At 59.8% G+C, this 24373-nt stretch carries 24 protein-coding genes; 14 read left to right on the forward strand and 10 right to left on the reverse strand.

The window, feature by feature from the left end; translation table 11 throughout:
- Nucleotides 1-41 precede the first annotated feature (41 nt).
- From SM755_RS14930 to SM755_RS14980, 11 genes are all read left to right on the forward strand, one after another.
- Entirely contained in the window at nt 42-1232 is a 1191-nt protein-coding gene (locus SM755_RS14930; protein ID WP_323173362.1) for a CoA transferase, read from the forward strand.
- Nucleotides 1233-1533: 301 nt separating this feature from the next.
- Nucleotides 1534-3174, forward strand: coding sequence for a class I adenylate-forming enzyme family protein (locus SM755_RS14935; RefSeq protein WP_323173363.1), 1641 nt, complete (start codon nt 1534-1536; stop codon nt 3172-3174).
- Nucleotides 3175-3241: 67 nt separating this feature from the next.
- Nucleotides 3242-4483 (forward strand): ABC transporter substrate-binding protein, encoded by a 1242-nt coding sequence (locus SM755_RS14940; protein ID WP_323173364.1) that lies wholly within the window; start codon nt 3242-3244, stop codon nt 4481-4483.
- Nucleotides 4484-4493: 10 nt separating this feature from the next.
- Nucleotides 4494-5429: a branched-chain amino acid ABC transporter permease gene (locus SM755_RS14945; protein ID WP_323173365.1), complete on the forward strand. Its 936-nt coding sequence runs from the start codon at nt 4494-4496 to the stop codon at nt 5427-5429.
- Nucleotides 5426-6466, forward strand: a complete 1041-nt coding sequence (locus tag SM755_RS14950) for a branched-chain amino acid ABC transporter permease (RefSeq protein ID WP_323173366.1) — start codon at nt 5426-5428, stop codon at nt 6464-6466. The genes SM755_RS14945 and SM755_RS14950 overlap by 4 nt, the downstream gene beginning before the upstream one ends.
- Nucleotides 6448-7131 (forward strand): ATP-binding cassette domain-containing protein, encoded by a 684-nt coding sequence (locus SM755_RS14955; protein ID WP_323173367.1) that lies wholly within the window; start codon nt 6448-6450, stop codon nt 7129-7131. Before SM755_RS14950 ends, SM755_RS14955 begins: the two co-directional genes overlap by 19 nt.
- Complete coding sequence (locus tag SM755_RS14960) at nt 7128-7838, forward strand: ABC transporter ATP-binding protein (RefSeq protein WP_323173368.1); 711 nt, start codon at nt 7128-7130, stop codon at nt 7836-7838. The genes SM755_RS14955 and SM755_RS14960 overlap by 4 nt, the downstream gene beginning before the upstream one ends.
- Before the next feature lie 40 nt (nt 7839-7878).
- Nucleotides 7879-8451, forward strand: a complete 573-nt coding sequence (locus SM755_RS14965; RefSeq protein WP_323173369.1) for an enoyl-CoA hydratase/isomerase family protein — start codon at nt 7879-7881, stop codon at nt 8449-8451.
- Complete coding sequence (locus SM755_RS14970; RefSeq protein ID WP_323173370.1) at nt 8399-8629, forward strand: hypothetical protein; 231 nt, start codon at nt 8399-8401, stop codon at nt 8627-8629. The genes SM755_RS14965 and SM755_RS14970 overlap by 53 nt, the downstream gene beginning before the upstream one ends.
- A gap of 103 nt (nt 8630-8732) precedes the next feature.
- Nucleotides 8733-9125, forward strand: a complete 393-nt coding sequence (locus SM755_RS14975; RefSeq protein WP_323173371.1) for a hypothetical protein — start codon at nt 8733-8735, stop codon at nt 9123-9125.
- On the forward strand, nt 9122-9916 hold the full coding sequence (locus SM755_RS14980; RefSeq protein WP_323173372.1) for an alpha/beta hydrolase: 795 nt from the start codon (nt 9122-9124) through the stop codon (nt 9914-9916). The genes SM755_RS14975 and SM755_RS14980 overlap by 4 nt, the downstream gene beginning before the upstream one ends.
- A 122-nt stretch (nt 9917-10038) precedes the next feature.
- On the opposite strand, the gene SM755_RS14985 is transcribed toward SM755_RS14980, so the two are convergent.
- The gene (locus SM755_RS14985; protein ID WP_323173373.1) at nt 10039-10797 is read right to left on the reverse strand and encodes an enoyl-CoA hydratase/isomerase family protein; all 759 of its coding nucleotides are present in this window, start codon (nt 10795-10797) and stop codon (nt 10039-10041) included.
- 141 nt (nt 10798-10938) lie between these two features.
- Between SM755_RS14985 and SM755_RS14990 the strand changes: the two genes are divergently transcribed.
- Nucleotides 10939-12108, forward strand: coding sequence for an acyl-CoA dehydrogenase family protein (locus SM755_RS14990; RefSeq protein WP_323173374.1), 1170 nt, complete (start codon nt 10939-10941; stop codon nt 12106-12108).
- A gap of 45 nt (nt 12109-12153) precedes the next feature.
- Here SM755_RS14990 and SM755_RS14995 read toward each other — a convergent pair whose 3' ends face one another.
- Together SM755_RS14995 and SM755_RS15000 are read right to left on the reverse strand one after the other, a co-directional pair.
- Nucleotides 12154-12933, reverse strand: a complete 780-nt coding sequence (locus SM755_RS14995; protein WP_323173375.1) for an enoyl-CoA hydratase-related protein — start codon at nt 12931-12933, stop codon at nt 12154-12156.
- A 128-nt stretch (nt 12934-13061) separates the two neighbouring features.
- Nucleotides 13062-13856 carry an enoyl-CoA hydratase/isomerase family protein gene (locus SM755_RS15000; RefSeq protein WP_323173376.1) on the reverse strand — a complete coding sequence of 265 codons (795 nt, stop codon included), beginning with the start codon at nt 13854-13856 and terminating at the stop codon, nt 13062-13064.
- 375 nt (nt 13857-14231) lie between these two features.
- Here SM755_RS15000 and SM755_RS15005 point away from each other — a divergent pair, with 375 nt between their 5' ends.
- Nucleotides 14232-15434, forward strand: coding sequence for a CaiB/BaiF CoA-transferase family protein (locus tag SM755_RS15005; RefSeq protein WP_323173377.1), 1203 nt, complete (start codon nt 14232-14234; stop codon nt 15432-15434).
- A gap of 40 nt (nt 15435-15474) precedes the next feature.
- Here the strand turns inward: SM755_RS15005 and SM755_RS15010 are convergent, their stop codons facing one another.
- The 5 genes from SM755_RS15010 to SM755_RS15030 all read right to left on the reverse strand — a co-directional run bounded on the left by SM755_RS15010 (nt 15475) and on the right by SM755_RS15030 (nt 19627).
- On the reverse strand, nt 15475-16041 hold the full coding sequence (locus SM755_RS15010) for a carboxymuconolactone decarboxylase family protein (protein ID WP_323173378.1): 567 nt from the start codon (nt 16039-16041) through the stop codon (nt 15475-15477).
- Nucleotides 16042-16166: 125 nt separating this feature from the next.
- Complete coding sequence (locus tag SM755_RS15015) at nt 16167-17372, reverse strand: CaiB/BaiF CoA-transferase family protein (protein WP_323173379.1); 1206 nt, start codon at nt 17370-17372, stop codon at nt 16167-16169.
- Between the two features lie 133 nt (nt 17373-17505).
- On the reverse strand, nt 17506-17913 hold the full coding sequence (locus SM755_RS15020) for an OB-fold domain-containing protein (protein WP_323173380.1): 408 nt from the start codon (nt 17911-17913) through the stop codon (nt 17506-17508).
- Nucleotide 17914: 1 nt separating this feature from the next.
- The gene (locus tag SM755_RS15025; RefSeq protein WP_323173381.1) at nt 17915-19063 is read right to left on the reverse strand and encodes a hypothetical protein; all 1149 of its coding nucleotides are present in this window, start codon (nt 19061-19063) and stop codon (nt 17915-17917) included.
- Between the two features lie 120 nt (nt 19064-19183).
- The gene (locus SM755_RS15030) at nt 19184-19627 is read right to left on the reverse strand and encodes a MaoC/PaaZ C-terminal domain-containing protein (protein WP_323173382.1); all 444 of its coding nucleotides are present in this window, start codon (nt 19625-19627) and stop codon (nt 19184-19186) included.
- A gap of 146 nt (nt 19628-19773) precedes the next feature.
- On the opposite strand from SM755_RS15030, the gene SM755_RS15035 reads away from it, so the two are divergent.
- Nucleotides 19774-20961: a CoA transferase gene (locus SM755_RS15035; RefSeq protein ID WP_323173383.1), complete on the forward strand. Its 1188-nt coding sequence runs from the start codon at nt 19774-19776 to the stop codon at nt 20959-20961.
- Between the two features lie 297 nt (nt 20962-21258).
- Here the strand turns inward: SM755_RS15035 and SM755_RS15040 are convergent, their stop codons facing one another.
- Both SM755_RS15040 and SM755_RS15045 read right to left on the reverse strand, forming a co-directional pair.
- Complete coding sequence (locus tag SM755_RS15040) at nt 21259-23253, reverse strand: TRAP transporter fused permease subunit (RefSeq protein ID WP_323173384.1); 1995 nt, start codon at nt 23251-23253, stop codon at nt 21259-21261.
- Between the two features lie 24 nt (nt 23254-23277).
- Nucleotides 23278-24321: a TAXI family TRAP transporter solute-binding subunit gene (locus SM755_RS15045; RefSeq protein WP_323173385.1), complete on the reverse strand. Its 1044-nt coding sequence runs from the start codon at nt 24319-24321 to the stop codon at nt 23278-23280.
- Nucleotides 24322-24373: the final 52 nt, after the last annotated feature.

A 24373-nucleotide genomic window follows, 5' to 3' on the forward strand; every position in this document is an offset into this window, starting at 1 on the left:
ACGCCCAAACACGTAATTGGGTCCGGGATAATCTTCTGTATATGGCCTTTCTGAACGGGATTACAGTGGTCGACCTATCCCAGATGGTATCCGGACCGGTGGCGACGATGCACCTCGGCGACATGGGTGCAGACGTGGTAAAGGTCGAACGACCGGAGTCAGGGGATATCTCCCGGAATCTAGCGCCGTTCGTCGACGGCGTGAGCTCCCAGTTCGTCGCGCTCAATCGAAACAAGCGCTCGATCGAGGTCAACCTCCGGTCGGAGCGAGGACAACGCCTCGTGATGGAACTCCTCGAGGAGGCGGATGTCTTCGTCGAGAACTACAAGGCCGGCACCGCCGAGGGGTTCGGACTCGGCTACGACGCCGTATCGTCGAGGAATTCGGAGATCGTCTACTGTTCGATCAAGGGATTCGCATCGGATTCGATCTACGAGGACAACCCCGCGTACGACATGGTGGCACAGGCGATGAGCGGTTCGATGAGTATCAACGGGTGGCCCGACGGACCGCCGACGAACACCTCCATCCCGATAGCAGATATCGCGGCGTCGATGTACGCCGTCCAGGCGATCACCGGCGCACTGTACGATCGAGACGTTAACGACGCCGGTGGGGAATACATCGAGGTTTCGATGCTCAACTGCATCATGTCCTGGTTGGGGATCCGTGCGACTGCGAGTGGTGTGGAAAACGAACCGTACCCCCGCGTCGGGAACAGACACTCGACCGTCGCACCGTACAAAGTGTACGAGACAGCCGACTCGTACATCGTGGTCGCCGTCGCGAGCGACGGCCTCTGGCCGAAGTTTTGCCGTGCGATCGGTCGAGAGGATCTCATCACCGATCCGCGATTCGAGACGGGCGCCGATCGAACGGCGAACATGGACGAATTGTACGAGATCACGGATGAGATCATGCGGCGGAAACCGACCGAAAAGTGGTTCGACATTCTGCAGGAGCACGGCGTCCCATCGGGCCCCGTCCGGAGCACCCTCGAGGCGCTTGAGGACGAGTACACCGAGCAGCAGGGATTAGTACAGGAACTCACCACCGCGGACGGTGACGACTCGGTTCCGGTGATCCGCTATCCCGTCGATTTCGACGAGTTCGACGCGCCGGTCCACACCGACCCGCGGCCGCTCGGTGCAGATACGTATCATGCCCTCCGCGAACTCGGCTACGACGACGCCGAAATCGAAGTGTTGCACGAAGCGGAGATTATCGGCTAGCCGGGACGTCGAGGTCTCGGACACAACTAGCCGGGGAGCGACCGCGACGCCATCAATCTTGCGTAGAGTTCTCACGCAGGACAGCATCGCTACATCCGATTCGTTTGGGACTAGAAGTGTGGGCCAGTAACTGGTTGCAGATCGAGGATCGCAATCGACACTGGGTCTCCTCGGGACCGCGTCCTCGTTCAGAACGAACTCACAATGTCCACGTATTCATCGATTCACACCCAACAGCCGATCGAATGCGCGAACACCCTCGACGCGAGGACTTTTGGTCGATGAACCGAAAACGGGTGCTATGCTCAAGCGGAATGATGACACTGTATATCAGGGAGTCTCGGCCGTCGCCGACCGGTATCCCAACCGAACGGCACTCATCTTCGAGGACAAGCAAACGAGTTACGCTGAATTGATCGCCGAGAGTGAAGCGCTCGCAGATGCGCTGTCGGAACTCGGCGTGGGGGTTAGCGATCGGATCGCCGTCTGGTTGGGTAACCGACCGGAGTGGATAACGGCACAACTGGCCGCGTCGTCCCTCGGCGCAGCAGTTGTCGCCGTCAATACTCGATACCGCACGCACGAACTGGAGTACATGTTGGACGACGCCGACTGCAAGCTATTGCTTACCGAAGAATCATTCCTCGGCAACAACTATCTGAAGATGCTCTCGGAGATCGTTCCAGAAATCTGTGAGACCCCTCCCGAGTCCTTCGCCACCGAGAGTACCGGTGGGCTGAACCACGTCATCGCCCTCGAGGATCACTCGGACTACCCGGCAGCCCGGAGCTACGGGGATGTCATAGACCGTGGACGGAATGGAGACGATATTTCACCTGCTGAGGTGCCGAACGCGCCCGCGACCGTATTCTACACTAGCGGGACGACCAGCGATCCGAAGGGCTGTCTCCAGTCCAACCGGTCGCTACTGAATCACTCCTATAACGTCGGTGAGTTCTTCGAACTCTCTGCAGACGATATTGCGCTGGGTGTCCTTCCGTTCTGCGGTATCTGGGGGTACAATATGTTCCTGAGCGCGCTGGTCCACGGCATCCCGCTGGTCGTCCAGACCCACTTCGACGCCGAACGCACCATCGAACTCGTCGAAGCCTACGAGGTGACGTACATGTCGGCGCTGGCGACGATGCTTCTGCGGATGATGCGCCACGATAACTTCGAGCCGAAACGGGTCGCGTCGCTGGAGTGTGGCGCGACCGGGTTCATCACCATGGGATACGACGAAACCGTTTTCGAGGACCTAGAAGACGCGTTCGGCTTCCCCCTGGTCCAGCCCTACGGACTCTCGGAGGGTAACAGTCAGATCTTCGTCGGCGATCCGTCGGACCCGATCGAACAGCGAAAAAAGGTCGGTGGGCCGCCCATTCATTCGGATCTCGAACTCCGTATCGCCGACCCCGAAACCAAGGAGACGCTACCACCGGGTGTGGAAGGAGAGATTTGCCTCCGCGGATACAACGTGATGAACGAGTACCACGAGAAGCCCGAGAAAACCGCCGAGGTCGTCGACGAGGACGGCTGGTTTCACACCGGCGATTTTGGGACCCGAGACGAAGACGGCTACTTCTATTACCAATCCCGGATCGACGATGCCCTCCGCGTTCGCGGATTCCTCGTCACACCACGGGATATCGAGACGGTTATCGACGACCACCCCGCCGTCGAACTGTCCCAAGTCGTCGGCGCACCCCACCCCAGACACGGACAAGTACCGGTTGCGTTCGTCCAGCGCGCTGATCCCGATATCGACATCGCCGAACTTCGGACGTTCCTTGCGGACCACGTGGCTGACTACAAGGTTCCCGAGGATATCGAGTTCGTCGACACCTTCCCGCGATCCGAGGGGCCACACGGGGAGAAAATTCAAAAGACCGAACTCCGTGAGCGCGTCGCGGCCCGATACCAGACTGACGACGCCAACTGATCCCAGTACTGAGCCGGATACCAACCAAAGATTTAACTCATATTAGTTATGAGTGAGGTTGTATAACATGAGTCGGGGCAATAGACGGTCATTTCTCGTGAACAGCGGTGTAACTGCCGGTGGGATCATTGGATTGGCGGGCTGTCTCGGTAGCGATAGTGACGCCATCCAGTTGGGCGCGATCAACCCGTTGTCCGGATCGGCCGCGGCCTATGGTGAACTCGCGACCGAAACCCAGGATGCGTGGGTTGACCGCGTTAACGAGGACGGCGGACTGGAAGTCGGCGATTCGACTCGCGAAGTGGAGATTGTCGAATACGACGACGAGTCGTCGAACGATCAGGCCCAGTCGGCGGCACAGCGCCTCACGAACGTCGACAACGTCTCGATGATCCTCTCGTCGTGGCGGTCGAACGGCGCGATCGCCATCAATCCAATCATCAACAGCAACCAGATACCGACGTTCACTCACGGCTTCACGCCGCAGGTCAACGAGGAGGGGACGTACATGTTCCGGTTGACGGTGTCGACGGTGATGGACGCATACCCCGCGTTGCAACTGGTCAGTGATAGCGACGATATCGATACCGTCGGCGTCATCGCAGAAGAGGGCGACTGGGGCGACGATACGCTAGATCTGATGGAGTGGTGGTTCGAGACGGACGGCAACCCCGGAAACTACGAAAACCTCGGCCGGTTTTCGTTCGATCAGCAGGACTTCTCGTCGTTCATCACGAGTGCGCGGAATGCCGACATCGATGCGCTGTATATCCAGACATGGGCCAGCGCGATGCAACGGTTCATTCTACAGCAGAATCGCGAGGGACTCAACGACGAAATGCCCGTCCTGACGGGATTGGGTGGTGCCGACTATAATGACCTCGGGGAAGTCGGGAACGCCATGGAGAACGTCCACGCACTCGGTGTCTACACGCGACTCTCGTACACCGACAACGAGGAAATTCGAAACACGATCTCCGACGAGGCGCTTTCGCAGTTCGAGGAGTATCAGGAGATGGACACGGCGGACCATCCAACGGCGTATAACGTCTATGCGGATGCACAGGCAGCCCGATACGCGATAGAGGAAGCCGGCTCAACCAACGGGTCGGATCTACGTGAGGCGCTCGTCGACAACGAGTTCACGACGATCCTCGGAAACGCCACTATCAACGATAAAGGGCAGCCGGCGATTCCGGCCGCGTACATCAAGTTCGGGACCGACGGCGACAAAGCGGTTGTCGACACAGTCGAATGGAGCGGCCAGCTCCCGGCGATCACGAATATTCCCCCGGAAGTAGACCTCTAATCCGAGACAAATGGCTTTACTGGAATCCCTCGTCAACGGACTCGTTCAGGGGAGTATCTTCGCCGTCTTCGCGGCGAGTTTTACCATCATCTTCGGGGTGATGGACATCCCGAACATGGCACACGCCGCACTGTTTGCCGGCGGCGCGTACGTATTCTATCAGCTGGTCAACGTGACCGGAGTTCCATGGCCGATCGGCATTCTCGGCACCATCGTCGTTATCGCACTACTCGGTGCCATTATCGAGATAGTATTGCTCGCACCGCTGTACGATCGCAAGGAATCCGAGTATATCTTCGGCGTCATCCTCGTCACGATCGGCCTCGCCTCTATCCTCGAGCGCCTCTACGCACAGATCTGGGGACACTCGCCGAAGTACATCTCGGTTGCGGGCCTTCAGGACCGATCGGTTTCGGCGCTTTCGGTGACGACCAACTACCTGGAGATCCTCGTGTTCGTGTTTGCCGTCGCGAACTTCGCGTTCCTCTACTGGCTTATCAACTATACCGAGATCGGTCTCGGGTTACGAGCGATCGTCCAGAACCGAGATTTGGCCGTCGTTCGCGGTATCGACGTGAATCGCGTGTTTCTCGTCGCGTTCGCCCTCGCGAGCGCGATGGCCGCCGTCGCTGGCGTACTCAACGCCGCAATGTACTCCCTGGAGCCGACGATGGGGTTCTCACTTCTCATCAAGGCGTTCATCATCGTTATCCTGGGCGGCATCGGTCGCGTCATGGGCGCTATGATCGCAGGTTACACGCTGGGAATCTACGAAGCGTTCGCCGTCCTGTATTTCTCGTCGTACTATATTTACGCCTCGGAGTTCGCCGTGCTCATCGCCTTTTTCCTCTTGAAGGCAATCATTTTGAGCGAAGGTGAGGAGTCGCTCATGACAGGCATCCGCAACCGTTTCCGCGGATTCATTCAGCGAGGTGTCGGCGGATGAGCAATCCGGAAGCCACTGCCATCCCGGAAGACGAAGTCTCGACTGACATGCAAAGCATCGCGTGGACCGACGTGATTCGCCCGGCGGTGATCGTTCTCGTCGTCGGCCTCGTGGCGATTCCGCTCGTCGTCTCGTCGAACTACATCGGCTACGTCGCGCTGTTAATTCTCCTGTTCAGCGTGATGGCCTCCGGGTACAACATGATGCTCGGGTGGCCGAACCTGCTCGTGTTCTGTCCGGCCGCGCTGGCGATCACCGGTGGTGTCACCTCCGCATTGCTGATGATGCATCACGGACTCCCGTTCATCGCTACGCTACTGATCGCCGGCGCAGTCGCCGCGGTCGTCGGCACGGCCGTCGCCGCGTCGGTCATCGTCATCGGATCGGCGTTCGAAATCGTCATCGCAACGCTTGCCTTCGAACAGATCGTCTACTACGCGTTCACCAACTGGGAACGCGTTGGGCCGACTGGCGTCATCGGTATCCCCCAGCCCTCGATCGGCCCGCTCACGTTTGCGAGTCAGGTCGAACAGTACGTGTTCCTACTCGTCATTCTGGTGCTGGTTGTATTTCTCGTCGCCGCGTTCGACCGGTCGCTGTTCGGCACGCTCGCCATCGCGACCAGCGAGAACGAGGATCTGCTCAGATCGATTGGGTATAACCCATCGACGTACAAGCTGGTGTCTATTGTCCTTGGCGCGTTCATCCTTGGCGTCGGCGGGGCGCTGTACGCGCACATCAACACAGTCATCACGCCGGATTCGTTCGTGCTTGACCAGACCGTGTTCCTGCTAGTCATCGCAGTCGTTGGCGGACTTCGGACCGTCTATGGCCCGATCATTGGCGCCGTATTGATGGTCGGCCTGCCCGAGGTCGTCCGTTCGGCCGGACTCGGTGACTTCCGTCCATATTTCGTCGGTACGACGCTCATCCTGGTCATCCTATTCTTGCCGCGCGGACTCGTCGGCGGGATCTACGACCGCTTCCATTTCTTCGATTCCAACGGAGGTGTCAGTGCATGGGCCTTCTGGAAGTGACCGATCTTCGGCGGACGTTCGGCGGTATCGTTGCGCTCGACAGCGTCACGCTGGACGTCGAGCGGGGTGAGACCAACGTCATTATCGGACCGAATGGTGCCGGCAAGACGACGCTGTTCAACTGCATCACTGGCTACCACATGCCGGACAGCGGGACCGTCGGCTTCGACGGTGAGGATATCACTCGGAAGCGCGACTACGAGGTCGCCCGGATGGGAGTTCGCCGGACGTTCCAGGAAGTGGCTGTCTTCGACGAGCTCACCGTCGCCGAGAACATCAGCCTCGGCGCGTTCCAGACCGAGCCACGGGATCTGATGGAACTCCTCGACCTCATGGATATCCGGCACAAACGCGGCGAATCGCTGACGCTGTTCGAGCGAAAGCGGGTCGCGCTCTCGCTGGCCGCCGACGGCCAGTTACTGCTGCTCGATGAGGTGTTTTCGGGTCTGAATCCGGCAGAGAAGCCCGCGATGGTAGAGTACCTGAACGTGCTCGCCAGGGAGAAAACGCTCATGCTCATTGAACACGACATTGAAACGGCATTCGACCTCGCTGACCGCGTGATCGTTCTTTCCCAGGGGAGCGTCCTCGGTCAGGGAACGCCCGAAGCGATCAAGAACGATGACCACATTCAGAAGGAGTACCTGGGGGAGATGGCCCTATGAGCGATGACGTCCTCGAGGTATCCGATCTAGCGGTGTCCTACGGAGACATGATCGTGCTCCGGGACGTGAACATGGCCGTTAGTGAAGGCGGCGTCGTCTCGGTCGTCGGCGCTAACGGTGCCGGCAAGACGACGCTGCTGAAGACAATCGCCGGCGCGAAAGCACCGGACTCCGGGTCGATACGCTTCAAGGGAGCGGATGCGGTCGGCCGCAAACCCCACGAACTCATTGAACGGGGGCTGACGTACGTCCCGGAACGTCACACAATCTTCCCGGAGATGACCGTCCTCGACAATCTTCGGACAGCGCTAGTCCCAGCCGAGAGCTCCGTCCCCGACCCGCTTGAGGAGGTGTTCGACCTGTTTCCGATCCTCGACGAGCGACGCGACCAGCAGGCCGGGACGATGAGCGGGGGCCAACAACAGATGCTCGCCATCGCGCAGGGGTTGGTCATCGACCCGGATCTCATCATGCTAGACGAGCCGACACTCGGCCTCGCACCGAAGATTATCGAAGACGTCCGAGACACGATCGTAGAGATCAGTAACGAGGGCGTGACGGTGTTGCTCGTCGACGAGAAGATCCGGCTCTCGAAGGAAGTTGCCGACGAGCTGTACCTCATGCGAAAGAACACCCTGCAGTATCTCGGCAGCCGCGGCGAGTTCGAGGACGAATACGATCGCATCCTCCAGCAGACGATCGGCTGATCGGCGTAACACCTTTTTATTCCGGTTTCGATCCGTGAGTATGGTTGAAACACCAGCAGCTGACTACATCGATTGCTCTATCAGAGCCCTCGAGACCGCTCCCGACGCAGTAATCTACGACGTCCGTCTGTCACGGCCGGAGAAACACAATGTGCTTCCGACGGACACCATCGCGGCACTCGCCGAGTTGATCGGCTCTATCGGCCGGACCGATGGAGACGCCCTCGTCGTCTCCGCCGACGGTAAGAACTTCTCGGTGGGGGCGGACCTAGCGGATCTCGCTCCCAACGCGCTCGAGGATCCCGCGGCCCTGGCCCGGGGTGTCGAAGATCTGGTGCTGTCGCTGCGCAAGTGCCCGCTTCCGGTCGTCGCACGGGTCCACGGTTGCGCGGTCAGTGTGGGATTTCTCGCGTGTCTCGGGGCGGATCTGGTCATCGCAAGCGAGGATGCGATCTTCTCAGTGCCGGAGGCTGATCTGGGGATCCCAATCGCTGGATTCGCCGCCCCATTGCTCCCCAGGGCGATCGGTGACCATCGCGCTCGCGAGTGGCTGTTCACCGGTGCCGAGATCGGCGCTGGAAGCGGGGTTCGCAACCCGTGTCACGGAGCCTGATGCGCTTGACGAGGCCCTCGATGACGTCCTCGGAGCGCTGGCGACGACCAGCACGGACGCCATCGCAGCGCTCAAATCACAGATGGCACCGCTGCGGCTTCCGGACGCTGAGACGGCGCGACGCGACGAGCAGGCGGCGATGAGGGCAGCGTACGACGAGGGCGACGTTTCCGATTGACTCGAGGAGTTTCTCTGAGCCGCGCTGTGACGGCCGCCGGGAGAACTCGTTCTGACCTCGACCAACGGCAGTTTTACGTAGGCACTCGTCTCAGTATCCACTGATGTTCGGGAACGAATCGTGGGTATCGGAGACCGTCGCGGCCGTCAACGGCGACGAGGCGTTCGAACGAGCAGCTGAACACTTCGACGGCTCCGTCGCGATGGAAATCGGCGACGATATCGTCTGGCTGAAGGTGTATCGCGGCGAGATCATCGACACGGAACGGTATGTCCCGCAGTTCGGTGCGACGTTTCGACTGGTCGGGAGCGAGCGGGCGTGGCAGCGGCTGGCCGCCGGGGAAACGTCGTTCTCGCAGGCGCTGTACGAGACGACCGTTCGAACGAGAGGGAACAAACTCGAGGCGAATCGGCTGCGCGACGCCATCGAACTGTTCGTCCGACACCTCCAGACAACCACGCCCGATGATCCGAGTCGGATGGTGGGAGAACGATGACCGAATTGGCGGGCCGGTACGCCGACGTCGACGGAACGCGCATCTACTACGAGGCGGTTGGTGATTCGAACGACCAGTCGGTCGTGCTGGTTCACACGGCGGGCGCTGACGGCCGACAGTGGCGGTACGTTGCTCCCGCTCTCGCCGACCGCGGCTATCACGTGGTCGTCCCGGACCTACCGGGCCACGGGAAGTCGTATCCGACCGAGTGGGAACCACACGTGCGTATCGGCCAGCACGCCGACGCGGTCTGGGCGCTCGGAGAACACTTGAACCTCGATCAGCCGGCCATCGGCGGCTGTTCCATCGGCGGCGACGTGACGCTCGACATCGCTGTCAACCACGCCACCGACCTCACGGCGGCCGTCGCCATGGAGGGTGCAGGGAAGACCCGTGGCGCACAGCTCGGCCGGCTTTCGCATTCGCACGCGATTCCAGGGTGGCAGGACGTTCTCGACTACTCCGTGATTGACTCCACTGGACCGGACTGTCCAGCGGAGTATCGAACGGAACTCGCCTGGCAGCACCGCAGCGCACAGGAAGTCGCTACGAACGATCTACAGGCGTGGGCGGACTTCGACATCCTCGAGGACCTTCACAGGGCGGAGTGTCCCGTCATGCTGGTTCGCGGTGATGCCGATTACTTCATTCAGGATGATGTGTTTGCCGAGACGGTCGAACGACTGCCCGACTGTGAGCCGATCGTTCTCAACGGTGTCGGCCATTATCCGATGATGGAGCGCCCCGACGAAGTAACAGAGTTGCTGGACGAGTTCATCGAACGCCAGTAGCCGTCTTTGCCCAACCACTGCCGACAATTCGGAGCGAACTGGTGGATCGCCATCTCTACTCTCGTATACTGGCGGTTCACGGGCAACTGGGACGGCCTGTCAAAACGGGCGTGTCTCTGATCTCAACGGCCCTCGAAGGTCGGATCCCGCTTCTCGAGGAACGCTTCAGCGCCCTCGCGTTGGTCCGCCGTCCCGAACAGGAATGCACATGCGATCCGCTCGAAATCGAGTCCCACTTCGTCGTCCAACCCGCGGTTGATCGACTCCTTCGCCAGTCGAATCGCCAGCGGAGCGTTCGCCGCGATGGTTTCTGCCAGTTCGCGGACGGAGTCGTCGAACGAACCCTCGTCGTAGATGCGATTGACGATACCGAGATCTGCGGCCTCCTCGGCGTCGACCGCGCGGCCGGTGAAGATGAGGTCCTTCGCGACGCCGGCACCCGCGACGTGAGCGAGGCGCTGGGTGCCGCCACCGCCGGGAAGGATCCCGAGTCCGACCTCCGGGAGTCCGACCATCGCGTCCGGTGTCGCAACGCGCAGGTCACAAGCGAGTGAGACTTCGAGTCCGCCGCCGAAGGCGTAGCCATCGATGGCCGCAATCGCCGGTTTAGTGAGATCTGCGACGTCGTTGTACAGCCCTTGACCGTAGTTCGTCAAGTACTCAAGCGCGTCGACCCGATCGAAGTCGGTGAACGCTCCGATGTCTCCACCGGCAATGTACGAGTCGCCTTTTCCCCGAAGGATAACGGCTCTGATATCATCGTTCGCATCGGTCTCGTCGAGACGTTCGCGGAGCGCAGTCCGGGTCTCCTGATCCATCACGTTCCGTTTGTCCGGGTTGTTGACGGTCAGCGTAGCTATTCGATTCGAAACGTCGAGCAAGACCTTCTCTGCTATCAGCGACTCTACGACCGGTCGCTAATTAGTCGTTAGCATTGCGAGCAGTACGGCTTGGCAGCCACGAGATGTGAGCGGCGTGGGGACCACCGATGCCTATAAGTTCTCTTCCAGAAAATTACCAGTATGGATTTCGAGCTCAGCGATGAGCAACAACTCATCAGAAACGAGATTCAGGATCTTTGTGACCAGTTCGGCGACGAGTACTGGCGTGAAAAGGATATGCAACACGAGTTCGGATGGGAGTTCTACGAGGAATTCGCCGATGGTGGCTGGTGTGGCGTCACGATTCCGGAGGAGTACGGCGGACAGGGGTATGGCGTCCAGGAAGCAAGTATCATCCAGCAGGAAATCGCCCGCTCTGGCGCTGCGATGGCCGGCACGTCGCTCACGTCACACCACGTCTTCAGCGCCGCCCCGCTGGTGGAATACGGGTCGGACGACCACAAGGAACGGTACCTACCAAAAATTGCCGACGGAGAGGTTATGGTCTGTACGGGCGTCACGGAACCGAACGCGGGAACCGATACGTCACAGATCGAAACGTTTGCGGAACGAGACGGCGACGAGTACGTCGTGAACGGCCAGAAAATCTGGACTTCGAAGGCACAGGAAGCGGACGTCATCATGCTTCTCACGCGGACGGAATCGCGCGAGGCGAGCGATCGATTCGGCGGCCTCACGCTCTTTTTCACCGGGTTCAACAAGGATATGGATAGCGTCGACGTGAGCGAGATTCCGAAGGCTGGTCGCGGTGCGTCGGATTCGAACGAGGTCTGGTTCGACGACTTCCGCATTCCGGCCGCGGATCGAATCGGTGAGGAAGGGGAGGGGTTCAAATATCTCCTCTCGTTCGCGAACTCCGAGCGGATCAGCATCGCTGCGAACGCGGTCGGGATCGGACAGGCCGCGCTCGAAAAGGCCGCATCCTACGCCAGGGAGCGCGAGGTCTTCGACAATGCCATCGGCACCTACCAGGCAATTCAGCACCCGCTCGCGGAATCGTGGAGCAAGCTGGCGCAGGACGAACTGATGATCCGGAAGGCCGCGTGGCTGTACGACAACGGGAAGAACTCGGGGCCGGAGTCTAATGCCGTCAAACTCCGGGCGAGCGAGGACGCGATCGAAGCCTGTGAACGCGCCGTTCGCGTTCACGGCGGAATGGGGTATGCAAGGGAGTACGACGTGGAGCGATACTGGCGCGAAGTCATGATCAACGTACTCGCGCCGATTTCGAACGAGATGGTCAAAAACTACATCGCACAGCACGTCCTTGATCTTCCGCGCTCCTACTGAGTCGGTTTCGGAAACCGCGTTGTCCTGTTCGAATCGCCGGGCCTGCTACCGGCCGTGAAACTCCGGCTCTCGGTTCTCGAGGAACGCTGTCATCGCCTCCAATTGATCGGACGTGTCGAAACACGCGGCGATTGTTTCGAGGCTGTGATCGATGCCCGATTCGACGCCGTTCGATCGGAGCGCCCGAAAGACCTGCGTCTGCCACTGGATGATTCGCGGGCTCTTGCTGGCCAGCGTCTCGACGAGTTCATCGACGGTTTCGTCGTACGCGTCCGGTGCAACCGCCCGGTTGACCAACCCGAGTTCCTCGGCTTCTCGGCCCGAGACCGGGTCGCCGGTGTAGACGATTTCTTTCGCCGCCTGAAGGCCGACTAGGCGGATGAGGAGTCCGCCCTGGATGCCGGTGACGAGTCCAGCGTCGATCTCCGGAAGCCCGAGCGCGGCATCCTCGGTTGCGACGCGAAAGTCACACGACATCGCGAGCTCGAGGCCGCCGCCGAGCGCGTAGTCACCGCACCGACAGACGGTGACCGCATCGAGGTTTCGAACCCCCTGATTGAGCTCGTACAGGTCCACTAGCACCTCGCGCGCTTCGGAGACGGAAAGGTCTTTCACCGCGTCGAGTTTCAGCCCGGCGGTCAGACCGCCGACGCCGTCGTCGGCATCGGGGCCGATAGTGAGGACCGAAACGTCGTCGGGGACGGACTCGACCCGGTCACGGAGGGTGGCGATTGCGTCGGGTGAAAGTAGGTTCAAATCACCAAAGTCCAGTCGGAGGTGAGAAACGGTGTTCCGGTCAGTGTCGTGGTCGAGGCTTACAGACATAGACACGAGTTCACGGGAGTGATACGTTAACTTTTGTATTGCTATCTGGTGAATTGCGGAGGGTGTCACGGCGTTCGTCACGGAGCAGGTGCTGCGCGTCTCCGGCAGGCTGACGATGTCTGGGCCGGTTACTCACCCTGGAACTCGGGTTCGCGCTTCTCGTCGAACGCGGCGATGGCCTCCGCGTGATCGTCCGTTTCGCGACACTCGCCGAGTGCCTCAATCGCGTGCTCGAGCCCCGTTTCCATGTTGATGTCCTGGGCCTCGTTGACAAGTTGCTTCGCGTTCCCGAGCGCAACGGTTGGTCCCTCCGCTAGCTCGCGGGCTCGATCGAAGGCAACCTCTCGAGTTCGCTCGGCATCCCCGTCCACGACCGTCGAGGCGATGCCCAGTTCTTTGGCCTCCGTCCCAGAGATACGGCGACCGGAGAAGATCAGATCCTTTGCAACCTCTTCGCCGACGAGACGGGGAAGCATGTACGCGCCGCCATCGCCTGGCGATAGCCCCACGTTCACATACGACTGGCTCATCTCGGCGTCGGCCCTGATTACTCTAATATCGCAGCCCAGCGCGAGGTCCATTCCGGCACCCATCGCGTAGCCGTTGACACCGCCGACGACGGGAAGCGGCGTGCGTCGGAGCGCCTTGAGCACGCGCTGCGCTCGGTGGACGGTATCCAGCGCCTCCGGCGTTGATTCTGAGAGTCCACCTTCGTCACCGAGATCGACCCCTGCACAGAACGCCTTGTCGCCGGCAGCCGTAAACAGGATCGCACGGACGTCGTCGTCCGCCTCGAACGACCGAACCGCGTCGTGTAATTTCTCGAGGACGCGCGGGGTGAATGCATTTAGGCTCTCCGGCCGCTCGATTCGCATGCGACCGACTCCTTCCGTAACGGTGGCGGTGACTACGTCATCGGACATGTGAAAGTCCACGGAACGTCGGGGAATAACGTTTTCCCTCGGCCGCAGTCACCTCAAGGTGAGGTTCGCCGTCTCGGACTCAGGGGACGGTCACACCGCCCAACTGTAGTTGACTGTCACGCGTCCCGGCCGCAGCGTAACAGATATGGTTCCAGTCCCAGACCGATATACTGTGATGAGCAATACCAATATGTCAATCGGCGGCACGAGCGGGATCCACCCCTCCATCATCGCGAGCGGTGTGATCGAGAACCGATGAGTCGTCGTTCCTCGTTGCTCCGGGAGGCCGAACGCCGACGGGTACAGTATGGTCACGTGTCACCACCGAGAACAACGTCCTCCGATAGTAATACACACTCTGTCCACCACTAATCCATGACCGACACTGAGTCAGCAGCGCAACTCCCGCTGTCCGGAATCACCGTCATCGAACTCGGTAATCTCATCGCAGCACCCTTTACGGGACTTATGCTCGGTGATCTCGGTGCCGAAGTGATCAAAGTCGAACGGCCGGGAACCGGCGACGTGATTCGCCAGGCCGGCGACACCGGCGACGCGATCTTTACCGCGCTCAACCGGAACAAACACAGCGCGACGATCGATCTCCAGAACGACGCCGGGTGCGAGGCCTATCGTGAACTCGTCGCGGCGGCAGACATCGTCGTCGAAAACCTCCGGCCCGGAGTCACCGAACGACTGGGTATTGGGTACGACGCGCTCAGCGACGAGCGTGACGACCTGATTTACGTGTCTATCGCCGGTTTCCGCCAGGGCGGTCCGTACGACGATCGGCCAGGAATGGATGTCGTCGGCCAGGCCATGTCAGGAATGATGCGGATGACTGGTTCTTCGGGGCAAAAGCCGCTTCGGGCGGGAACGTCCGTCGTCGACTTCGGAACCGGCGTCTACGGTGCGTTCGGAGCGATGTTGGCGCTGTGGATGCGCGAAACGACCGGAACGGGCCAGAAGATCGACGCCGGCCTCTTCGAAACGGCTTCCCACTGGACGCACTACTGGACCGTCTTCGCGCAACTCTTCGACGATCATCCGCCGCTCGGGTCCTCTCATCCCGCATTCGGCCTCTACGACGTGTTCGAGACCGAACCGAACGAATGGCTCTTCGCCGGCGTCATCACCAAACACCACTGGCCGGCGTTTTGCGAGGCCATCGACGCGCCGGAGTTACTCGCAGACGAGCGTTTCGAGACGAACGAGGGACGGCAGGCGAACGCCGACGTCCTCTACGATCTGATTCAGGAGGCCCTTCGCGGCCGCGATCGGTCGGCGGTGGTCGACGCGCTACTGGACGTCGGCGTCCCGTCTGCTCCCGTCAATCACCCGTCGGAACTGCTCGATGACCCACACCTGACCGCTCTCGATCTCCTCGTGGAGACGCAGTCGAGCGGCGACGAGACGGTTCAGGCGATGCTCACGCCGTTAGGGGGAACTGATATCGGCGTTTCCCACCGCTGTGACCCCCCGTCCCTCGGAGAAAACACGGCGACCGTCTTCGAGTCCCTCGGGCTGGGCGATCGATACACCGTCCTCGAGGCGGACGGCGCGTTCGGTGACGAATAGAGGAGCGACGAGTGAACGATAACACGGATGTGATGGGTTTCTAGTCGCTGCGATCGTACGTCTCGATTATCTCGTCGTCGGGTTCCCAGCCGACGAACGCGGTCTCCGGTCGGACGTCGAGCGCGTCGATGACGACGGCGGTACCGAGGTAGTGACCGACCACTGATGCGACTCCTGCGATCGTCTCTTCATCGAAGTAGGCGCGGATCTTTTCGTGTGCCTCGTCGTCAACCGTTCGTCGAGCAGCGAGCTGCGCGTACTCGAGCAACGTGCTATCCGCGGGGTTGAACTCGTCGACGCGCCCGGCACTGATCGCCCTAATCTCCCCCGATTCGACACCGGCGTCTCGAGCGAGTCCGACGTGCTGGTGCCACTCGTATTCGTTTTCCAGTTCACGAGCGATTGCCAGAACGACGAGCTCAACCGCACGAGACGACAGACCGGCGTGTTCCCACAGCACGGTGCCGTGGCGCATGTACGTCTGGAGAACCGGCGGATTCGATCCGACTGCCTGTAACAGTTCGAGTTCACCGAGCGCGTCCTCGCTCAGGAGATACTGGTACTCCTCCGGCAGCTCCGACTGTCGCGGTAGCGTAATGCGAGCCATAGGTAAGAGCGCCCCCGCAGATCGTCTTAGTTCTTCGGACAGGTGCGATTCACGGTCGACGCTTTCGAATCGCAGCAACCGGCGACGGTCCCTCGTTGTCACCGTCTCGCGTTGAGTGTCCTGAACTACTGGATGACGCCTTCCTCGCGGAGCTGCTCGAGTTCCTCGGCGGAGTAGCCGTGGCGCTCGAGGATCGAATCGGTGCTCTGGCCCAGCCGCTGCGGGGCAGTCTCCAGTTGGGTGCCGAGTTGGGTGAAGTGGACGGGCTGGTCGATCACGTCCGCATCCTCCCGTCCGTCGCGTTCCATGACTTGATGGAGGCCGCGCCGTTTGACGTGTTCGTCCTCCCAGACAGTATTTGTGTCGTAGATCGGCCCGGCGGGAACGTCTTCGGCGTGGAGCCGATCAATCCAGTAGTCACTCGATTCGGATTCCAGAATCGGTTCAATGACGTCGTCCAGTTCCTCCCGGTTTTCGACCCGGTCTTCCATCGTCACGAACCGATCGTCCTCGAGCAGGTCAGGTCGCTCGAGCGCCCGGCAGAAGCCGCGCCAGAAGTCCGGTGTCCCCGCTGCAATGATGATCGGTGCGTCGTCGCAGTCGTACTTTCCGAAGGGGACGATCGACGGGTGGTGTGTGCCGAGGCGGGGGAACGGCTCGTCGTAGCCAAACGTGTATCCGGCGCGAGCAGTGAGCCAGGTGATGGCCGCATCTAACATGGGCACCTCGATCCACTCGCTGTCGATGCGCCCCCGCTCTCGAGCGTACAGCGCGGCGAGAACGCTTTGGCTGGCGTAGGAGCCGGCGATGAGATCGCCGCTGGGAAGCCCCGACCACAGCGATTCCCCGCCTTCTTCGCCGGTAATGCTCATGATACCGCTCATTCCCTGGATCAACATGTCCCATGCCGGCAGGTCTTCGTACGGGCTGTCGCGGCCGAATCCGGAGATCGAACAGTAGATGAGCTCCGAGTTCAGTTCGGCCAGGGTCTCATACCCCAGTCCGAACGAGTCTGCACGTCCCGGTTTCGTGCTCTCGATGAAGACATCGGCATCGGCGACGAGACGCTGGGCCGCTTTCTGCCCTGCATCGCTCTTGAGATCGATGGCGACGCTGTACTTGTTCCGGTTCAGGGTATCGAAGTAGGCGGGCGTGGGCTGAATATCCCGACTCCGATCGCCGCGACCGACCGCTTCGATCTTGATTACGTCAGCGCCGAGGTCGCCGAGGGCCATTGTTGCGAACGGGCCGGCTGCGACCTGGGTCAGATCGACGATGGTAACGTCATCAAGGGGTAATACATCCGTCTCTGGGGGGTTCGCTGCCTCCATATCTGGCTCTACTCTTGATGTGGGGTAAGTGTTTGGGACGTTACTCACTGCTCGCCGAGTCGGTGTGTGGTGCCACCGGATGGATGGAACGATAAAATCCTCTCTCGACCCCATCACCGCTGAACGGAGGCAGCTATTGCTCCGCGAGTTCGAACTGGTACAGCTGTTTGTCGCCCCGGTCCTCCCAGGCCAGCACCACCGAGTCGCCAACGGAGATGTCCGCCGGCTCCGCGAGGACATTGGCTAATACCGTCACGTCGTTTGTACTCCCCATCTTCACGAGCGCGACGATGTACGGTGTGTCCCCCTCGAACGCCTCTGTCGGAGCGCGGTGGACGACGGTAAACGATTCGACGGTCCCGCTCCCGTCCAGTTCGACTGCTTCGGACCCCGTGTTCCAGCAGTTCGGGCAGACGGCTGCCGGATAGAACCGCTCGTGTTCACAGTCGGTACATCGTTGGACGACGAACTGCCCGTCGTTACAGGTGTCCCAAAACTCGGCCGTGTCTTCCGACGGCGTCGGAACGGGTCTGTCGCTCATCTCACCAGGCCTCCATTAGCAGCGTCGCGTTTGTAGACAGGACACCGCCGACGCCGTGAGCGAGCGCAAGGTCGGCATCCACCTGCGTCTCCGCGGCGTCTCCTCTGATCTGCCGTGCAGCCTCGAGAATGTGGAAGACGCCCGCGCCGGCATAAGAGAGCTCCCCACCATGCGTGTTCACCGGCAGTTCCCCGTCGGTCGTGATCCCACGCTCGCGGACGAACGATCCGCTTTCGCCCTTCTCGCAGAATCCGAGATCTTCAAGGAGAAGAAGTGGCGTGATCGTAAAGCAGTCGTACAACTGCGCGACGTCGACATCGTCGGGGGTTCGACCGGCCATCTCGAACGCCGTCGTCCCGCTCGCTGCCGCGGGCGTCTCCAACAGGTCATCCCGTCGGTGGATGTACTCCGACCCGTGTCCCTCCCCGTAACCGGCCAACTCGACCGGGTCTCGTGTCTTCTTGGCCGCATCGGCCGAGGACACGACGACGGCACCAGCACAGTCGCTGATCAATGCACACTCGAGTTTGTGAAGCGGCGACGAAATCAGTCCCGAGGAGAGGACGTCGTCGACATCGATCCGTTCGGTGTGCTGTCCGGCTCCACGCATCGACGCATGTTCACGGCAGGCGACGGCGACCGTCGCGAGTTCCGCCGCGGTCGTTCCGTACGTCGCCATATGCTTCTGTGCGATCAGCGCGTACATCGACGGCACCAACGGCCCGAACGGGTTCTCGAACTCGGGGTGGCCGACCTCCGTCGCGAGACTGCTGACCCCGTCGTCGCCCTTCGCGAATCCCGTTCGACGATTATCACCGAACGCGACGACGACGTTTTCACACTGGCCCTGTCGGACGGCGTTTGCGGCATGGCAGACGCCGACGAACGGCGTCGCACCGCCGAGCCGAAGGCTCTCGTTGTACGTGAGATTCAATCCCAGGTAATCGGCAACAACCGTGCTGTGCATCAACTTCGGATCGACGAGCGAGTATCCGGTCACGAGACCGTCGATATCCGCTTTTTCGAGCCCGGCGTCGTCGACCGCTTCGAGACAGGCGCTCGCGTAGAGATTGATCGAATCCATCTCCGGTGTCTTCCCGATTGGCGATTCGCCGATACCGGTTACTGCGGCTCGCTGTGTCGAACCCATGTCCTCTTCCCCACCACAGATCTACATAATTCTTGTTGCAAAGAGCGCCTCGGTCGCGAAATCGGGGCCAGAGTGGCTTCCGAATTGGCCGGTGGTCGTGATACGGCCGACCGTGCTCAGTTACTCAGTGACATACTGGACCATCTTCCGGTGGTCCCAGACGACACAGATGTCGTCGTTCTGATTATAAATAGTCGTTCGGAGCGTAACGACGCCGCCTTTCTCCTTCTTCGTGAGGCCAGTCACTTCTTGGACCGTCCGAACGGTATCGCCCGGAAAGACGGGAGTCGGGAACCGCATATTGTCAATTCCGTAGAGGCCGACGACGGTCCCCTCCGTGTAACCGATCTGCGTCGTCAGGCCGAGCCCAATGCTGAACACGAGCGGACCGTGGGCAATTCGAGAGCCGAAGATCGTCTCCTCGGCGTATTCCTCGCTGACGTGTATCTCGTTGTAGTCACCCGACAGGCCAGCGAAGGTCGTCACGTCGGCTTCGGTGATCGTCCGGGTTCTCGATTCGAACGTTTCTCCGATCTCGAACTCCTCGAAGTATTTGCCGCTCATCTACACGTCACCTCTAGCGAGGTGTGGGTATAGACCTTGGTACGGCTATTCCGTTGAACGTCACCGGGTGTGCATCCGTATAGTCGACCTGACACTGACGTGTAATAAGTGATAACCCATTGCGTCACGTGGATCGAACTGTTTGCATGCAACCACTGAGAGGAATTGACGTACTTGACTTTACCCAGTCGATCGCCGGTCCCATCTGCACCCAGTCGTTGGCCATCCTGGGAGCAAACGTCGTGAAGGTGGAACCGCCCGAAGGAGACGCTTTCAGACCCCTTATCGAGGGCTCAATGTTTGCGTCGTGCAACCGTGGGAAGCGGAGTATCAGTCTCGACTTGAAAAGCGAACGAGGTCGGGCGATCGCTCGCGATCTCGCGGCCGACGCGGACGTCATCGTCGAAAGCTTCCGACCGGGGGTGATGGATCGCTTCGGCCTCAGCTACGAGGATCTTAGCGCGGAAAACGACGACATCGTCTACTGCTCGATCACGGGATTCGGGCAGGACGGGCCGTATGAGGAGTATCCAGCCTACGACCCGGTCGCACAGGCCATGTCCGGTCTCATGAGTGTCACCGGCCCGACCGACGGCGAACCGGTCCGTGTCGGAACGAGCGCAATCGACTACTCGACCGGGCTCACCGGTGCGATGCTCGTCATGGGCGGGTTGATAGGCAACGGGCCCGAGAACGAGAGCGGGACCCATATCGACCTCTCGTTGTTCGACGTCGCCACGACGTGGATGGGGTACTGGGTTGCTCACTACACGTCGACCGACGAACTCCCCAACCGCTCCGGAGCGGGGCTTTACGGAATGGCACCCTACGGTATTTTCGAGGCCGGAGACGGGCAGCCGTTTTACCTCGCGACGGCTTCGGAGAAACTGTACGGCCGACTCTGTGACACCCTCGATCGGCCGGACCTGTTGGAGGCCGAGCGGTTCGAGACCGCCGATGATCGATGGGAGAACCGCGACGCGCTTCGGGCGGAACTCGAGTCCGAGTTCGAGCAATTCGATCGCCGAGAACTCGTCGAGTTATTGGCCGAATCCGGCATTCCCGTCGGCCCGCTTCAGTCCATTGACGAACTGGTCAACGATGACCCCCACGCCGACCATCGGGATCTGTTCGTCGAGACATACAATCAACACCTCGAGACAGACTGTCGGACGACGCGAATGCCGTTCCGATTCGCCAATCGCTCGCTCGAGCCCATGTCGTCGCCGCCGCGGAACGGCGAACACACGCGAGCCGTCCTCGACGAGTACGGCTACGACGCGGAGACGATCACCGACCTGCTAGACGCGGGCGTCCTGCGAGAATCACCGTAGCTCGATGCCAACGGCGTTGACCGTCCACCGACCGTCGTTAGGGACACATCTCTGGACTGCCGGCTGAGATCGGCCCGGTTCGCGTCCGAACTGGCCCCGCTCCCACCTGTGGTGGGATTACTTTGTGCTTCCTCAAGAGAGCGTTCATTCTCCGTCGAGACACGGCCGCTAAGGCAGGGTGGCCGCGGACCGCTCAACTCGGAGAGACCGCTATCGATCGACGGACGGCCGCCCCGTTCGTCTCGCTGCGCTCCAGCGAGCGTACCCGGTGACCGCCACTCGAAAAGAGAAGGCACCTCAGGCGGGAGTGGCCGTTATCGACTCTTGACGCTCCAGATAATGGAACGCAACGACGACAAGGACCGCCAGAACGAATCCACCCATCTGGATGGTAGACGTTCCCCAAAACATGATGACAACCAGTACACCCACTCCGACGGATTTGATACCGCCAGAGACGAACTCGTTGTAGTCGAGATCGAAGTGGATAATGGTGACAATCGCGGCGAAGGTCGCGAGCAAGTAGATGAACGTCAACGGTGTATCACTGCCCCACTGAGCGATGCTCGGGTGATATATGATCGTGTACGGGAGGATGAACAGCGGTGCTCCCATGATCATCGCCTTTTTCGCCACCTGCGTAAAACTCGCTTCGGCAATACCGCTGGCGATAACGGCCGCCAGCGCGACCGGTGGCGTAATGGCGGATAGAATCGCGAAGTAGAACACGAACAGGTGCGTGTTAAATTCCGAGATTCCGAGGTCCCCGACGGCTGGTGCGACGAACACTACGACGACGACGTACGCGGCGACAGTCGGCATCCCCAGGCCGAACATGATTGACAGAATCATCGCAACGAGCAGCAGCGGGAAGAGGAGTTCTCCCGAGAGACCCAACATAAGGAAGGACAATTCTTGGACGATGTTTCCGCTGCCGAGCATACTGACGAAGATTGCAATCGCACCGAGGACGACCATGATCTCTGCACTGGCTATCGCACCCTTCTGGAGGCCGACTAGCAGGTTACGACCGAAGTCACGGAGCGAAGATCGTCTGTCGTCCGTAAGGACCATGTTCCAGATAAGCTGCAGTCCGATGAGCGAGATAACTGAGTGAAAGCCAGCGGTAAGCGGTCCCGTCTGGCGGATGCCGAGATCGTAGATAAGGATCAGTACGGATGCGAGCAAAGGTAAGTAGACGTACCACGGTTGGTTCGCCGCTTGTGTCGTCTCCAGAATCTGCTCCTCGTCTGTGTCCGAATTGCTGAGGTCGTACCCTTTACTGACGTAGTAGACGGTAATTGATACGGTGAGATAGAAAATGACCGCCGGAAGCAACGCCCCGACGACGACATCGAGGTAGCTAATATTGAGGAACGAAGCCATGACGAACGCCGACGCCCCCATGATCGGGGGAAGGACCTGGCCGCCCGACGAGGCATTCGATTCGATGGCTGCAGCGGTCTCGCCGTCCATCCCGTAACTCTTCATCAGCGGAATCGTTACGGAACCCGTCGTTGCAGTGTTGGCTGCTGCACTACCCGAGATCGATCCCATCACGAAACTCGTCACGACTGCCAGTTGCGGCACCCCGGACTGCAGGTGTTCGTTCATCCGTTTCCCGAAGTCGATTGCCAGTTGGAGCGCGCCGAACTCGATCAGGAGACTCGCGTAGACAAGGAAGATAACGATCCACTGGGCGCCAACGCCGGGGAGGAAGCCGAAGAGTCCGATGTCGAACACGAGGGAGGATCGTTCAAGGACTCGAGCTAGCGAAATACTGCTATGACCGAACGCTCCGGGGATGTACGAACCGAACATCGCGTATCCGACCGACAGAACGACGATCCCCGAGACGAAGAACCCATATCTGAAGTACGTGAAGAGGAGTATTAATACGATTAATACGAGTGCGAACACGTACTCCATCTGCGTGTAGTTGAGGATCCGTGACAACAGCTCGGAGTACCTCGTCACGAAATAGTACGTGATGTAGAGTAGCAACGCTGACGTGGCCACCTTTGCGGCGAACAGCGCCTTTCCGGAAATCCTACTCAGATCGGCTTCGACCAGTTGGACCATCAAAAATACGGATAGACACAGCGAGATGATGGTATGCTGGTCGCTATTTACGAAATACGAATACCCGTATGCGATGTGATAGACCGAGAAGACGAGTGCACTGACGGTGAGTAACAGCCACTGTGCGTTCTTGAAGGTGAAATTCAGTGCCGGTAACTGGTCTCCTTTCTCTTCTAGACTCAGTTCCTGATCGGTGGATGTGTTCGACATAATTGGAAATGAAGAGATCGATACTTATCCTTCGATCAGGTCTTCGTTCCATAGATCGTTTTCCTGGTACCATTCGGCGGCTCCCGGATGAACTGGTGACTGAGTAAGACCGTCTACCGCGTACTCTTCAGTGAACAGTCCAAGTGCGTCGTGGACGCTCTGTATCTCGTCTACGTTGCTAAACGAGATTTCACAGAACTCCTTGACGAGTTCATTGCTGAGTTCCGGATGGACGTACCATTGGTACGGCGCCGTTGGTGATTGGACCGTGTCGATGTTCGTTTCGAACCCGAAAACCTCGTTGACCGGTACCTCGGTGACGTTGAGGTACGGGTCCTCTTCGACCGTCGAAAGCTGATCGTCGCTGAACTCAAGGATTCGCAGATTGTCCATGCTGTTTAGTTGTTCGGCCCATCCAGGAAGCGACGTTCCGTTCGCCATCACGTACGTATACGCGGCATCGACGCGACCTTCTTCGAGCGCGAAGGGAATGTCCGACCAGTCGCCCTGTGTGAGTTCGATGTCTTCGTAGAGCCCGACACTGTCGAAGGGAATCGCACCGACGAAGCGGGAGCCGGCAGCGCCGTTGTGTACTGTTTTGCCCTGTAAGTCGTCAATGGATTGGATGCTATCATCCATCGTTACCCAGAACGGACGGATATCGGCGATCGCCATGACCTGTTGTGGGACGGTCGGAATGGTGTTGTCACCGCCGAATTGGGCACCCGGTCGACTCTCCTCCTCGTAGGATGCCATTCCCATTGCGCTCGTCCCTCTGGTAATGTGGTTCTCACCTGCGGCACAGAGCCTGTACGCCTCTTCCGACCCACCAGTTGTATTGAGGGTCAGGGAAATATCCGTGTCAGAGTTCTCGAAAAGTTGGGCCCACCCGCTAGCCTTGATATATCCGATCGTTCCCTCGCGTGTGATCCCAAAACTCCAATCAGTAGTATCACTCTCAACACTACTATCGCCGTTTTCGCCACCGATACAGCCAGCTACCCCTGCTAATCCTGCTGCACCAGCAGCCGTCATAAAGTGCCGTCTGTTGTACGACATCACTGTCATGATAACACAATCCAAACCATATATACTTGATCGTATATATCATATACGTTTT

It is taken from the genome of Natrialba sp. PRR66 (assembly GCF_034808065.1).
Taxonomy (GTDB): Archaea; Halobacteriota; Halobacteria; order Halobacteriales; family Natrialbaceae; genus Natrialba; species Natrialba aegyptia.